The following is a 13,432-nucleotide window of genomic DNA, read 5'->3' as shown; positions in this document are numbered from 1 at the left end:
CCCTCCTCATTGATGGAATAGTTGAAAAAAAGCTGTTAGTTATGTATAACCTGTTTTCTTTTATTTCTAACTCTTCTAAATAATATTGATTTATTTTAGAAGATTAGCAGTTTTTCCCTTTATACAGGTGATATAATAGGCTCAGTTTCTATTAATCTTTTTAGGAGGTTATTCATGAAGGGGAAGAAAATCATTTCACTGTTGTTAAGCACAGTCCTTTTCGTTACGGCTTTTTTCTCGCCGGCAGCAGCTGGAGCAGCGCCAGTGAAGCTTGACTATGTCGCTCTTGGCGATTCGCTAGCAGCGGGGCAAGATCCGTACGGGAACAAAACCAGCGCAGGCTATGCCGACTTTATTGCTGCTAAGTGGAAGCAAGAAGGAAAGCTCGGCTCTTATACGAAGGAATACGCCAAAAGCGGAGCGACAACAGCAGATGTGCTAGCTGGCTTACAGTTGCCAGACGTTCAGCAAGCTGTTAAACAAGCAGAAGTCATTACGTTATCTGCAGGTGCCAACGACTTATTTAAAGTCGTGAAAGTTAATCCGTCTACAGGCAAAATTGAAGTGAATCAAGAAGAAGCGCTACGAGCATGGGCTGCACTTCAAGAAAATCTCATCAAGATCAACAAACAGTTAAAGCAATTAAACCCACAGGCAAAAGTCTATATAATGGGCTACTTCTTTGCCTTCCCGCACTTCGCTGAAGGAACGGAAAAAGAGCAGGCAAAAACTCTAACGTTGTTTTTAAACCAAAAAATCGAGCAGGCTGCTAAACAAAATGGAAACCTATTTGTTTCTGTTCAAGAGTTTGATAAAAACGGGGCTTCTTACTTGCCTAACCCAGCGGATGTTCATCCAAACGAAGCTGGCTACCAAGTTATGGCCGACGCTTTCTTTAAAGTGTACAAACCAGGTGTGTACTTTAGTGATCTGCCAGCAAGCCCGCAAGCACAGCAAGCGATTCTTGTCTTAGCAGAAGCTGGCATTCTGAACGGAAAGCCGAATGGCACATTCGAGCCGGGGCGTAACATTACACGAGCAGAAGCTGCCATTATTTTTGCTAACCTTCTGCCATGGCTTCCGGAGTCACCAAAGAAACCAGTATTCAAAGACATTTCACCAAGCATGAAATCGTACAAAGCGATCGCTCAATTAACAGAAGCTGGCATCTTTTCAAAAGCCCCGCGCTTTAACCCGAACCAGCCGTTGACTAGAGCACAAATGGCCCGCCTTCTTACCGTTATTTATAAGTTAGAAGCTCAGGGATCTGTTAACTTCAAAGACGTACCGGCCAATTTCTGGGCCAAAGAAGAAATCAGTGCTGTGACTTCGAATTCTCTTATGATCGGCTTCCAGAACAACACGTTTCAACCGAACAAACCGATCACAAGAGCAGAATTCGCCATCACGATTTACCGGGTGAAAGAAGCAGCTAGATTTACATCCTAAACAAGCGGCTATTCCTTTTTAGGGGATAGCCGCTTTTATCGTGTTCATTCCTGATAAATGGGTCACTATTCTTGATAAGCATCAAAAAGAGAGCAGGCTTGAAGCCTGCTCTTAGAACGTAGACAAAGTCTATCTTCAATCCCTCGGGCTAGTTGAGTTATGCGATATATTCATCCGCCTCTACATCATCTGCCACCTTTTTGCTGTAATATTTTCCTTTCGTGGCGATAGCAATCACAATCGTTAAAACGAAAGCGATGATGGCTGCGAAAAAGGCAGCGACATTTTGCAGGAAGACGCCCATGTAGCCGAAAGCAGCAATCGAACCAATCACACTGGCTACGATGAGAGAGACGACGCCAACCGGATTCCAGGCATATAAATATTCTTGTCTATGCTCAAAATATCTAGGACCCATTTTCAGGACTCTTTTTACAATAAAAGCATCACTCAAGAGCACGGCGGCCCATGAAAGCAGGAAGACCCCCTGGAAAGTAAGCAAGCTGCCTAAGTGATCCAACACACCGCCAAGCATTAAAATAATAGCGGCAATCGAAGTAAAGACGACCCAAAAATTCCGGCCCGGCTTGAATTTGAAGACGTTTTCAAAAAAGTTAGCTAATGATAGCGAACTGCTGTATAAGTTGGTAATGTTGATCCGCAGCTGTGTCAAAATCGTAAAGAGCGCTCCGCCGATGCCAAGAATTTGCACAAAATAAACACCCGGATTAGCTTCCTCCATTTGCACACCGAACCAAATCCCGATGACCCCCATAATAAAGAAACAGACAAGCTGTGGTAGAAACCCTACGGCGAACACCCCTACTTTAAGCTCTTCTTTTTTAATGAAGCGTGCGTAGTCAGACACAAGTAACGCCATAATCCCTACAAGACCATTCATAATTCCGATACAAGCCAGCAGGGATGCACCGCCGATTTCCCCTCCCTCGGGTAAAAACGTCCAAATGTTCCCTTCGAAATTCGACTTACTGGAGACGATCCAAAAACCGGAACCAAGCAACAGAACAAACAGCGGCAATGTCCATTTCTGCAGCTTATCGAGCTGCTTAATGCCGAACCAGTTTAATGGAATTACAATTAAACCAAAGAACACCATTAGCCCCCATATCGGCACAAAAGAGATATATTCATGGACAGCTGCGGCCATAATCGAGCCTTCGATTGCACAATACATAATAAAATTGAGTGCATAAATTAAGGAAGTAATCGAAGCCCCGAAATAACCAAAGCCGCCGCCCCTTGCCATTAAGTTCACGTTTAATCCTGATTTAGCAGCATAATAACAAATCCCTATTCCTACTACACCCGCTACAACCGTGGCATAAATTTCCGCCAAGAGGGCATTTACGGCTCCAAATGAGATGGCCATTAAGCTGCCCATTTGAATAAATAGCATGGCTGTTGCTACTCCGAGTGTCACGTTCGTGATGCTCATCCAGCCCATCGTCCGCCCTTCTACAGGCACTTTCTCCAGCGAAAAGTCATCCTTCTTTTCTTCTTGGCTGTTCTTTCCTTTCTCTTCTACTTGCATCCTCTCCACCATCCAAAACTCCCCCTTTGCTTATAAACTTTGATAATAAGTCATTCCATGAGGCTACCTTTCTATAAGCAAGTATGAGACCAAAGTATTAAATATTCAAAATAAATAGAAAATTTATTATAGAACCCTTTTAAATCCTAATACCTAGGAGCAAAACAGAACCTTCTCTCTATTTCTATTCCATCCAAAGAAAGGCGAAAACAGCTGCTTTTCTTGCAAATCTGCAATTCATCTTTCAATATTGATACATTTTAGATTGGTCTCTCACTGACGGTAACTGCCCCTCTAGACATAAGACAAGGGATTGGATAAGATGAGCGGTAGAGAGATCAAAGTAATAGTAGGAGGGTATGGTTATGAAGGAGGAAAAAGTTGACCAATACATAAAGAAGATAGATGGAGAGCTGTGGCTCGTGGAGGATGACCGGGAGAATCTGAAGGTGAGTTACCGGGTGAAGGAAATCATCTTTGTAGAACAGTCCCCTTTCCAGCATGTGATGGTTCTCGATACATATGATTTTGGGAGAATGCTAGTATTAGATGGCGTCGTGCAATCGACCGAGAAAGACGGATATATTTATAATGAAATGATTGCGCATGTCCCGCTGCACATTCATCCTCATCCGAAAAAGGTGTTAATTATCGGGGGCGGCGATTGCGGGGCAGCACGGGAAATCATTAAATATCCGACTGTCGAAGAGCTGTATTTTTGTGAAATCGATGAGCTTGTCGTCAAAGCGAGCAAAGAGCACTTAAAGGGAGTTTCCGCTGGCTTAGAGGATGATCGCGTTCATTATCTTTTCGCAGACGGCATTCAATATATGAAGGAACATACAAACGAGTTCGATGTCATCATCGTGGATTCATCTGACCCAGTTGGACCGGCCACTCAATTATTCGAGTTTGATTTTTATAAAAATGTCTTTGAAGCCTTGAAAGAAGATGGACTGATGGTGTGTCAAAGTGAATCACCGATCTTTTACAAAGAAACGATGCAAAATACTTACGAATCGTTAAATAAGTTATTTCCTAACGTAAGACAATACACAGCCGTCGTTCCTACTTATCCGGGCGGCCTTTGGAGCTTTACCCTTGCTTCTAAAAAGTATGAAGCTTTTATTCAACCAAACTATGAAGAAACGACGAAATATTTCAACAAAGCGATTTTACAAGCAAGCTTTGCCTTGCCGCAATTTATGTTAGAGGATAAAAAGTAAACAAAACAGGGTACCGTTACTATGAACGGTACCTACAGGCTGTTGACAAACGCTCGCTTTCTTCGTTGCTCGTCTGGCTGCGGTGCTCATGACCCTCATGGTCACTCTGCTCCTCGCCAGGCTTCGCGTCTCGAAAGACAAGCGTGTTCAATCAACCTGAGATATTGAAAATAGACTTTGTCTGCATTCTCCAGGTACCTCTACTATAGAAGGGTACCTATTTTTTATTTCATAATCGAAACGAGAGGAGTGAAAAGATGGAAGTACGTATGAACAGCAATGCTCTTAAACTCATAACAGGGGATATTACGAAACAAACGACAGAAGCAATTGTAAACGCAGCTAACGGTACTTTGCTGGGAGGCGGCGGAGTAGACGGAGCCATTCATCGTGCGGCTGGCAAAGAATTAGTAGCGGAATGCAAGAAAATTCGCGAGGAAGTGCTCGGTGGAGATGATTTGCCGACGGGAGAAGCAGTAATCACGAACGGCTACAACCTTCCCGCGAAGTATGTCATTCACACAGTCGGACCCATTTGGCATGGCAATACACAAAATGAAGAAGCGCTATTGGCAAACTGCTACAAACACTCCTTGCAGCTTGCACAGGAAAAGGGTATGACGAGCATTTCCTTTCCGTCTATTTCTACAGGAGTCTACCGATTCCCGATCGACCTAGCCGCTAGGACCGCCTTGAAAACGATCATTCACTTTTTGCAACACCATTCATTCGGCCAGGTCGTCATGACTCTCTTCTCGCCCGAAGATTATCGCGTGTATGAATCTGCCCTTCAACAACTGCTAGAAAAACAATAAAAAAGACGAGAGGCTAAATAACCTCTCGTCTCCCTCAATTAACAGCAATCCCAGTTATACAGGACATTCGCAAAGTTACGATTCTTCAAATCTTCCTTTGTGATAAAGAAGTTCCCGACTCCGCTGTCTCCCCACATGATGTCTAGGTCTGTATCTGTGTCTACTTGAAGTAATAATACTTGATGGTTTTGATACTTTTCCCTGTAGCTGCGCGGATCTTCTTGGGTAAAGAAAGGATACCCGCCGATTTTTGAACCAGTGGCTCCAAGCGCCTCGGCATAGATTTCTCCTAATTCCGTTCCGTCACTCGCTTCTCCGTATAAATCAAAGGATAGCTGCTCCATACGGTAATCCCCTTCAGAAATAGGTTCTTCTCCTAACTCAAAAGACAGCTTAATTTCGTGCTCGACCGGAAAGAACCCTTCTTCCGATGGCTTCATATAACTAAAATCCGTTACGAGCTCCGAAGGCTCTTCTGTAACGTCCGGATGGTAAAGAATGCGGAAATTCTCCTGATTCGTTCCATCCTCGAAGTCCATTCCTAACAAGTCATCTTCTGCAGCAATATAAAATTGCAAAATCCCCTTCTCTGGAAAAGGCGCGATTGGCGGCACTTCCGCAAAATTAATTTGAGCGAGCAGACTCAGATAATCTCCATTCTCATCTTTCGGATGCTCCATCCCTTTAGGCAAATACGGCTGACCGCCAAACTTACTCTCAAGCAACCCTGTACGCGCATGAGTGCCCGTAATCTTTACTACCGGCTCTACCGTTTGTTCTAATTCCTCACGATACGGTTCCAGTTCTTTCGGTAAATTAAGACTATGATAAGTAGACACAGAAAACTCCCCTTCCTTGAATCAATAAACACAAACGTATGTTCTTATATTATACCCTAAATTTTTCCGAATGCAAGGAAGTGTTTTACAAAATGTCGAGCTAAATTTAATAACTAGCAACCATGGCTGATTCTTTTTTGGCCAGGACGAGCAGCACTTGTCCGAGCTTAGCTGGCCCCCACGGAACTGATAGAAGAAATGAAGCTAATTGCTAAAGAACTACTAATTGTCATCCGGGCCGGGATTTTTAGCACGATGAGCCTAATCAGCATTAGCAAAAATGCTCCTGCAGCACCGACAAATACGGTGGTATTTATGCCTCTTCCTCCCAGTTAGAATAATGACTTATACAAACCTTGTCCCTGTCGCTGACTCTGTGCTTACATATTCAAGATAGAAGATGCTTGTCTCTTATCCTGAACAACTCTCCTTCTCCTTACTCCACAAGCTCACAAAATTTTTTTCGTAAAAAAAGGTTAATTTTTCATAAAAATATTTTTATTTTTTTGCTTTTTTCGCCAAAAAGCCCATTTAACTGCGGTCAATAAAATAGTCACAGCATAAAAAGATATTTTTTTACAATATTTGAGTATTTGTTACTAGTAAAATATATCTATTGTGCTATAGTAGGGTAGAAGTAATCAAAGGAGGAGAGAGTGATGATCATTTTAGAAGATTACAATGTATCTTTAAACACCATGGCTCTTACCGAAAAACACCATCCAGATTACAACACCATTATTTATGATCGAAAGGGAATCTACTATTCTAAAAAAACAGTCAAGAAAATACTAGAAGAAGCCTGTCTCCAGCGTTTTTGTACATATGACGGCAGAATTAAATCGATGCGCAAACGGACCCGCTATTTTAAAAAGACCCCTCTGTTGATTTGCCCCGATGAAGACATCTATGCCTTCCCCACCATGTCGCCGGCTAAGCACGGCTGCGGCTGGTTTTTTGCTAATCTTGTCCGTACCTTCAAAATGAAAAAAGGCCAACTAATCGTCACCTTTGTCAATGGGCTGCAGCTGCCGGTTGATTGTTCTCTCAAAGTATTTAAACAGCAGCTAGAGCGAACCGCTACTTGTATGAACTACTACAGAAACGATAAAATGTCGATGTAGCATCTCCCCCTGTCCTTTAGGAGAACAGGGGGAATATAGTATAGAAAAGCTGTCTGAAATCCAGTGTTCAACTGGCTGTCAGACAGCTTTTTTATGCTTTCCGCAAATTCACATCCTTTCATTAGTCTGCCCCTGCCACATAATCCGTATCCACCGGTCAAACTTCTCGTTTGCTTGGGAGAAACTGTTCGTTTGCCATGTCGCTCTTAAAATATGATTCTCGCTATGCTTAACGTGACCCGGGAATACGAGGAAGGCGCGCTTCCAAAAGGAAAAATTCCATGACATGCTTTGATGAACTAGTCCAGCAATTCACTCCTATGATTCATCATGTGATCAAAACGTTGCATATCCATAAAGATCAAGAAGAGTTTGTCCAAATCGGAAAAATCGCTCTCTGGCAAGCCCAGCAGAGGTTTGACGCCAGCAAAGGCCAATTTTCCAATTTTGCTTATGCCTATATGAAAGGAGAAATGAGAAAAGCGATGACCAAAGTGAATCAGTCAGAAGAGCGGCACGTTTATCCGAGTGAGCTTTTCTGGGAAGTGAAGGTAGACGAACAGCCGGAAAGAACCCTTGAATTAGAAACCTTACTTTCCTATGCAGCCGGCTTAACCGCTAAAGAGAAAAACTGGCTCGTCTGCACCTTCTATCATCAAATGACCGTACGAGAAATCGCCGATCAGGAAAGGGTCTCCTTATCCGCTGTGAAAAAATGGCGTAAACAAGCTATGGACAAACTACAAAGCCAGTTTCATTAAATAGAAAAAGCTGGGGAGCTCACTCTCCAGCTTTAACTAGTATATTCTTTTATCTCCTCAATCGAACGAACAACATGGATGGCTTGCAGCGACTTACCGGATGCATACTGAACGGCACCGGCTCCCCCGAGATAGAAATCGACCTTTTGGTTCGCGAGCGCAAACTGATCAAGGTGCTCTAAAAGCCGAGGATCCCGTTCAAAGGGAATGGTCGTTGTAGCGGAAAGCAGCACCTTCGTTGGCTGCAGCTTTTTTACGAGCAGTTCAATCGAACCCGGCGCTGGAGACGCACCGACCAATACCGTCTTCCAGCCCCTAATCATAAATTGCAATAGCAAGATATGGACAGGCACTTCATGCTGCTCGTGAGGAAGACAAGCTCCTACTACAAGAGGCGCTTCTTCTCGACACTGATAGCTGCGGCGAATTTGCACTAAAAAGTCCCGCACCGCTAGACTTGAAAGAGCCTCCTGGTACTCATCCCATTCTCCGCGCTCCCAGCGGCTGCCGACCTCTTTTAAAAAAGGAATAATAACAGAATGGAGAAAGGTGTCTAACCCGAGATAATGATAAGCCTGCTGCAAAATGAGCGTCAATTCCGTCTCATCACAGCGGGCCCCTTGCTGCAATAGCTGTAAAACGTAATCATTCATTTCTTCACGGCGATAAACGGGCTCCTGTACACGCATAGGTTCACTGTCGAACAACTCCGCTTTGTCTTTTAAAATCATAGCCGCCTGCTTAATAGAATGCCCCTGGGTGGATAGCTCCTTCACCGCTAAAAGCGTATTGATGTCTTTCTCACTGTAGACCCGATAGCCATTCTCTAATCTTTGCGGCTGTATGAGCCCGTACCGTTCTTCCCATTTTCGGATCAATTGCTTAGAGAGTCCTGTAATTTCAGCAACTTGCTGAATATAATATATTCCGTTGGCGTTAGACTGATCCATAGTTCTCCTCCTTCTAAGCAACGGATCAACGATTGCCTTCATGTTTTGACAAATTTAGTATAGCGTATCCGTATCCATTGTACAATGTTATCCAAAAAAGATTGGACAGTTACTTGACGTTGTACAATTGGTTTGCTATGAATAGGTGGAAATGACCGCGACGAGGAGGGAACAAGTTGACGCTTAATCGAAGAAGCATCCAAAAAGCCGGCTGGTATGGATTACTTTCAGGCATCTTCTTAGCGATTTTCTTTAAGGTGATTGAACAATCTACTCATTTAAAGGTCTATACGCTCTTGCTCAATGTCGATTATATACCTATCATCAATCGATACCATTTTCCCGAAATGATAGAGGTTGCTTTTCACCTTGTAATCTCGATTTTATTAAGCATTACTCTAGCATTTGCTCTCCACATTCAACACGTCACCCTACGTAAAAACGCGATTTTATGGTGTACAATCGCCTGCTTGCTGATTGGCTTGCTGCTTTTTCCTACGACAGCTTTTTCTAATCGAACGCCATCCATAACGAGTATCCCTTCTTTGCTTTATTGGCTGGCAGGGCATGCTCTCTACGGCTTCATGCTAGGCTGCTTATTTGCAAGAGAACGAGAGTCTAATTAGAAGTCACTATTTCCGGAACAGGAGCGGGCTTCCCAAATAAATAACCTTGGAAAAGCTGGTAGCCATTCGCTTTAAGCCAATGAAAATCCTCCCGCTCCTCGACTCCTTCCGCAAGAGGAACAGCCCCAACCTTTAAAGCCGCTTGCAGCATCGTATTCGCAGCCTGCTGCTTCAAAGGATTCATCGCAATACCTTGCACATATTTCATGTCTAGCTTCATATAGTGGGGCGCTAATTCCTCCAATGCCTCTACTGTACTAAAGCCTGCTCCCACATCATCCAAAGCATAATGAAAGCCCTTCTCTTTGTAGTACAGTAACACTCTTCTCAAATGGTCCATGTCTCCCACTTTTTCCGTTTCTACTACTTCAAAGACAAATTGTGAAGGCTCAATTCCGAGCAGATTCGCTAATTGAACAGTGGATTTTAGGCAATGCTCCGGTGAATAAATGGAGGTAGGGATAAAATTAATGAATACCTTTTTCTTGATTCTCGCTGCATGACGGACAGCGGCCATCCGGCAAATCCGGTCGAGCGCATACGTGCGGTTACGACTTTTTGCCGCCGAAAAAGCTTCAGCTGGAGAAATAACTTGCCCTGCTTCTCCTTTAAACCGTGATAGCATTTCGTAAGCAATGATTTGTTCCTCACCGTCTACAATCGGCTGCATATAGCACGTAACAGACTGCTTCGCGATGATTTGATCAATCCATTGAAACTCCATTAAACTAGGAAGCTCATGGATCGGCCGCCATTCATGACGATCGATGCGAAAGGAAAGCTGATGAACGTCCAGATGATCCACAAAAAAATCATACAATCCGGCTGCTCCGGATTCTTTTACGACGATAACCTCTTTCTTATGGCTCACTAACAAGTTATTTTTATCCAGGTAAGTTACGATGTTGGGAATGTAACTTAGGTTTTCCTTTCCTGAAAAACGAATTTCATAATGAAGTTCTAATGGATGACACCCCTGACATTGAACCATACACAATCCCTCCTGTGCTTTTATAATCATCTTATTTACTAGAATAAAGGATGATCACTTTTTGTACAATGTTTTTGAATAAAAATTATACAAACTTTTGACAAAGATACTGATCTTTGCTATTAATGGTATAAGAAAAAGATACCTAGCGGGAGAGATGAAGGATGAATACATTCTTTAAATGGAAAAGCAAACGAGAAGAGCCGGCTAAATCAGAACCAGTGACCACACCTATGCCCACAATCGATTTATATACACATCCTGAATTACAAAAACAAATGGAGTTAATTCATTTAACGCAACGTGACTTAACTTTTATCCATTCACTGCAGCCTATTGTGAAAAATCGCATTAATGAGATTGTGTCTGTTTTCTATGACAGAGTGCTGGCCGTTCCGTCGCTTCGTCAGATTATCGAGGAGCATAGCGAGGTCAATCGTTTAAAACAAACGCTTAGTGCTTACATTATCGATATGTTTGATGGGAACCTCAATAAAGCTTCTATTCAAAAGCGGATGAAAGTGGCCCAGATGCACTTTAGAGTCGGCTTGCAGCCTAAATGGTACATGGGGACGTTTCAACAAGTACAGGAAGTGATCATCCAGCTCGTCAATGAGGAAATGGCTTCCTATGAAATGCGCGAGCGGGCGATGATAACGATTGCCAAGCTGATTAATTTTGAAATGCAAATCGTTTTAGAAGAATATGAAAAAGAAAATATGAAATTAAGAGAAAATCAATATGAAAAAGTAAAGACCGAGCTAAAACATAAAATTTCTTCTATTAGTGAAGATCTTGCCGGGCTAGCGGAGGAAACGAACTTGTCGGTTGAACAGGTGGATTTGCATGCAAGCGGCATTAGTGAGAGTATTCACTCAAACGTAGAAAGTGTACGGCAAATTCAAATAGACGCAGCGAGCGGATATGAAATGGTGAAGCAAGTACAGTCCCATATGCAATTCATCGCGGACAGCTCCGAACAAATGGGAGAAATCATTCATCAGTTGAAGCAGTCTTCAAGCCAAATTACGAATATTATCTCCATGGTCAAACAAATCGCAGAGCAAACAAATTTATTGGCGCTAAATGCCTCTATTGAAGCAGCACGAGCGGGTGTGCATGGGAATGGTTTTGCCGTTGTCGCTCAGGAAGTCCGGAAGCTAGCCCAACAATCAAAGCAGTCGGTTGAGCAAATTACCGGTCTTGTTCATGACTCCGCCTCCCTCACGAATCAAGCCGTCAATACAACAGCGGATGTGAAGCAAAAAGTCTCTCTCGGCTTGGAGGATTCTGCTCAAACTCAGAAGAAGTTTCAACAGATTCTTTCATCCATTGATCAAAACGACGAACATATTAATCGAGTCGAGGCAGACGTTATGGAGCTGGTCCAGGTGATCCAGTCCATTAGCGGCGATACTCGGAAAGTCGCGACGACCGCTGAAAATCTATATAAGACCGCCAATACCCTGTAACGATAAAAAATCCTTCAGGCTTCAAAAGCCTGAAGGATCATTTACGATATGAATAAAAAATGCCTGTTTACATTATTCCTTTTCTCTCTGTCCAGCTTGCATGTGTCTTTCAATGTTTTTCACCGAATCATGCATTTTAAAGAAAAGGATAAGAAGTTCGCAATACACACGCACTAACAATGGGCCGAGCACGATTGTGAGAAGACCCGTCAATACAGCAAAGCCGCTGCCGTAATAAGAATTGAAGCCTGTGATGATCATGCTAAGCCCGGAAAGAACAGACATCACAACCCCAACCCAAAAAATAATTTTAATAATCGTCGGCGTGATCATTTTATCGAACGAAAGAAAATTTGCCATTTTTCTCTCCTTTCTAAAAGTCTGTCTTCCTTACCATGTTATTTCCAAGCTGAATTTTTATGTTGGAAATGAAAAGAAATTTAAAAAGAGCGCTCCCGCCTGTTGGCAGAGCGCTCTTCATTCTTCTGTGGATCTCTTGATCGATCCCCACTTTTCCTTCACCAGCTCGGAAAATGTCTGGATCGTCTGTTCTTGCTTCCGGCTTTTCTTGTATACGATAGAGGTATTTAACCCTTTGGCAAAACGATGCAGTATCGTTAACGTTCCATCCGCTACTTCTCGTTCAACCATAGCAGAGCCTATGATGCACACTCCGATTTGATTCAGAACCGACCGCTTAATCGTCTCCTCGCTGCTGCACTCAATAATAGAGGGCGGTGAGTAGTTCATTTCTTCAAATAATTTTTTCGATAGAGCTTCCAAGTTCTTGTCGAATAAAATAGGGGATTCCTCTAATACGTCAGCCACTCCTATGCGCTGCAGCAATTCTGTAGAGGCGACAAATAACAGATCTTCTCTGTCAATCACAATCGATTCAATATCGGATAACTGATATTCTGCTCCAACAATGCCAATGTCCGCCTTATTTTCATGAACCATCCTGACGGCTTCAATACTATTACAGGAGACAAGTCTAATATTCACTTGCGGATATTGTTTAAAATAATCTTTTAAAATTAAATATAAATAGTGAGAACAGTAAAACTCCGGGCTCGCAATCACAAGGTTTCCATATACTTTATCGAGTTGATTTAAATCCTGCTTCATCTCTTGTAATTGAGCAAAAACCTTTTCACCATGTTTCTTCAGCAGTTCTCCCGCAGGTGTTAAAAACGTTTTATTGCCTGAACGAGAAATCAACGTGTGGCCCAGTTCTTCCTCCAGCGCCTTAATTTGAATTGTAACGGTTGGCTGCGTGTAACCTAACTGCTCCGCTGCTTTTGACAGGTTCAGATGTTCAGAAACAGCCAAAAACGTCTTTAAATTTCGTAACTCCATCTTTTCGCACTCACTTTTCATTTCATAATGTTCCATCTTACACGAGAAAAAGAGAGGAAGCCACTGGGAGGGATGCGTATTTTGTTGGCGATCGCTCACATTCGACAAGCTTTCGCTCATATTTTCATTGGTATCGCTCACATCCGACACATCTTCGCTCATATTTTCGCCGACACCGCTCACATTTGACAAAATTCCGTTCATACAGCCTAAAAAGCCATGCAGCCGACTTGTTTCCTCTGCATGGCTTTTCTTTATTATTCACATT

13 protein-coding genes and 1 pseudogene are annotated in these 13,432 nt (G+C 42.9%); 7 read left to right on the top strand and 7 right to left on the bottom strand.

The annotated features are described in order from the left end of the window. Positions 1-174 precede the first annotated feature (174 nt). Positions 175-1,449, top strand: a complete 1,275-nt coding sequence (locus A8F95_RS09140; protein ID WP_065410221.1) for an S-layer homology domain-containing protein — start codon at positions 175-177, stop codon at positions 1,447-1,449. Positions 1,450-1,606: 157 nt separating this feature from the next. Here the strand turns inward: A8F95_RS09140 and A8F95_RS09135 are convergent, their stop codons facing one another. Further along, positions 1,607-3,013, bottom strand: coding sequence for a purine-cytosine permease family protein (locus tag A8F95_RS09135; protein WP_077247293.1), 1,407 nt, complete (start codon positions 3,011-3,013; stop codon positions 1,607-1,609). 353 nt (positions 3,014-3,366) lie between these two features. On the opposite strand from A8F95_RS09135, the gene speE reads away from it, so the two are divergent. Together speE and A8F95_RS09125 are read left to right on the top strand one after the other, a co-directional pair. Further along, the gene (speE, locus tag A8F95_RS09130; protein ID WP_425414984.1) at positions 3,367-4,227 is read left to right on the top strand and encodes a polyamine aminopropyltransferase; all 861 of its coding nucleotides are present in this window, start codon (positions 3,367-3,369) and stop codon (positions 4,225-4,227) included. A gap of 257 nt (positions 4,228-4,484) precedes the next feature. Next, positions 4,485-5,042, top strand: coding sequence for an O-acetyl-ADP-ribose deacetylase (locus A8F95_RS09125; protein WP_065410219.1), 558 nt, complete (start codon positions 4,485-4,487; stop codon positions 5,040-5,042). A gap of 38 nt (positions 5,043-5,080) precedes the next feature. Here A8F95_RS09125 and A8F95_RS09120 read toward each other — a convergent pair whose 3' ends face one another. Together A8F95_RS09120 and A8F95_RS23030 are read right to left on the bottom strand one after the other, a co-directional pair. Continuing rightward, complete coding sequence (locus A8F95_RS09120) at positions 5,081-5,881, bottom strand: YwqG family protein (RefSeq protein WP_065410218.1); 801 nt, start codon at positions 5,879-5,881, stop codon at positions 5,081-5,083. Between the two features lie 182 nt (positions 5,882-6,063). Further along, positions 6,064-6,180, bottom strand: a pseudogene (locus tag A8F95_RS23030) (sulfite exporter TauE/SafE family protein); the annotation flags it as partial. A gap of 360 nt (positions 6,181-6,540) precedes the next feature. Here A8F95_RS23030 and A8F95_RS09115 point away from each other — a divergent pair. Both A8F95_RS09115 and A8F95_RS09110 read left to right on the top strand, forming a co-directional pair. After that, positions 6,541-7,005, top strand: a complete 465-nt coding sequence (locus A8F95_RS09115) for a competence protein ComK (protein WP_065410217.1) — start codon at positions 6,541-6,543, stop codon at positions 7,003-7,005. Between the two features lie 281 nt (positions 7,006-7,286). After that, on the top strand, positions 7,287-7,766 hold the full coding sequence (locus tag A8F95_RS09110) for a sigma-70 family RNA polymerase sigma factor (protein WP_065410216.1): 480 nt from the start codon (positions 7,287-7,289) through the stop codon (positions 7,764-7,766). A 32-nt stretch (positions 7,767-7,798) separates the two neighbouring features. Here the strand turns inward: A8F95_RS09110 and A8F95_RS09105 are convergent, their stop codons facing one another. Beyond that, on the bottom strand, positions 7,799-8,716 hold the full coding sequence (locus tag A8F95_RS09105) for a MerR family transcriptional regulator (RefSeq protein ID WP_065410215.1): 918 nt from the start codon (positions 8,714-8,716) through the stop codon (positions 7,799-7,801). A gap of 176 nt (positions 8,717-8,892) precedes the next feature. On the opposite strand from A8F95_RS09105, the gene A8F95_RS09100 reads away from it, so the two are divergent. Then, positions 8,893-9,342 (top strand): hypothetical protein, encoded by a 450-nt coding sequence (locus A8F95_RS09100; protein WP_245671217.1) that lies wholly within the window; start codon positions 8,893-8,895, stop codon positions 9,340-9,342. On the opposite strand, the gene A8F95_RS09095 is transcribed toward A8F95_RS09100, so the two are convergent. Beyond that, the gene (locus A8F95_RS09095; RefSeq protein ID WP_065410214.1) at positions 9,335-10,333 is read right to left on the bottom strand and encodes an EAL domain-containing protein; all 999 of its coding nucleotides are present in this window, start codon (positions 10,331-10,333) and stop codon (positions 9,335-9,337) included. The genes A8F95_RS09100 and A8F95_RS09095 overlap by 8 nt on opposite strands. A 164-nt stretch (positions 10,334-10,497) precedes the next feature. Here A8F95_RS09095 and A8F95_RS09090 point away from each other — a divergent pair, with 164 nt between their 5' ends. Beyond that, on the top strand, positions 10,498-11,805 hold the full coding sequence (locus A8F95_RS09090) for a globin-coupled sensor protein (protein ID WP_065410213.1): 1,308 nt from the start codon (positions 10,498-10,500) through the stop codon (positions 11,803-11,805). Positions 11,806-11,877: 72 nt separating this feature from the next. Here A8F95_RS09090 and A8F95_RS09085 read toward each other — a convergent pair whose 3' ends face one another. Next, positions 11,878-12,165, bottom strand: coding sequence for a DUF4282 domain-containing protein (locus A8F95_RS09085; protein WP_065410212.1), 288 nt, complete (start codon positions 12,163-12,165; stop codon positions 11,878-11,880). Positions 12,166-12,282: 117 nt separating this feature from the next. Beyond that, on the bottom strand, positions 12,283-13,368 hold the full coding sequence (locus tag A8F95_RS09080) for a LysR family transcriptional regulator (protein WP_245671216.1): 1,086 nt from the start codon (positions 13,366-13,368) through the stop codon (positions 12,283-12,285). Positions 13,369-13,432: the final 64 nt, after the last annotated feature.

It is taken from the genome of Pseudobacillus wudalianchiensis (assembly GCF_001685015.1).
GTDB lineage: Bacteria > Bacillota > Bacilli > Bacillales > Domibacillaceae > Pseudobacillus > Pseudobacillus wudalianchiensis.
This window is presented reverse-complemented; position numbering and strand designations above follow the sequence as displayed.

Excerpts from the sequence above, each read along its gene's own strand:
- A8F95_RS09115 (WP_065410217.1), top strand. The coding sequence starts at position 6,541 with ATGATCATTTTAGAAGATTACAATGTATCTTTAAACACCATGGCTCTT.
- A8F95_RS09095 (WP_065410214.1), bottom strand. The coding sequence starts at position 10,333 with ATGGTTCAATGTCAGGGGTGTCATCCATTAGAACTTCATTATGAAATT.
- A8F95_RS09110 (WP_065410216.1), top strand. The coding sequence starts at position 7,287 with ATGACATGCTTTGATGAACTAGTCCAGCAATTCACTCCTATGATTCAT.
- speE (WP_425414984.1), top strand. The coding sequence starts at position 3,367 with ATGAAGGAGGAAAAAGTTGACCAATACATAAAGAAGATAGATGGAGAG.
- A8F95_RS09140 (WP_065410221.1), top strand. The coding sequence starts at position 175 with ATGAAGGGGAAGAAAATCATTTCACTGTTGTTAAGCACAGTCCTTTTC.
- A8F95_RS09090 (WP_065410213.1), top strand. The coding sequence starts at position 10,498 with ATGAATACATTCTTTAAATGGAAAAGCAAACGAGAAGAGCCGGCTAAA.
- A8F95_RS09125 (WP_065410219.1), top strand. The coding sequence starts at position 4,485 with ATGGAAGTACGTATGAACAGCAATGCTCTTAAACTCATAACAGGGGAT.
- A8F95_RS09135 (WP_077247293.1), bottom strand. The coding sequence starts at position 3,013 with ATGGTGGAGAGGATGCAAGTAGAAGAGAAAGGAAAGAACAGCCAAGAA.
- A8F95_RS09085 (WP_065410212.1), bottom strand. The coding sequence starts at position 12,165 with ATGGCAAATTTTCTTTCGTTCGATAAAATGATCACGCCGACGATTATT.
- A8F95_RS09080 (WP_245671216.1), bottom strand. The coding sequence starts at position 13,368 with ATGAACGGAATTTTGTCAAATGTGAGCGGTGTCGGCGAAAATATGAGC.
- A8F95_RS09105 (WP_065410215.1), bottom strand. The coding sequence starts at position 8,716 with ATGGATCAGTCTAACGCCAACGGAATATATTATATTCAGCAAGTTGCT.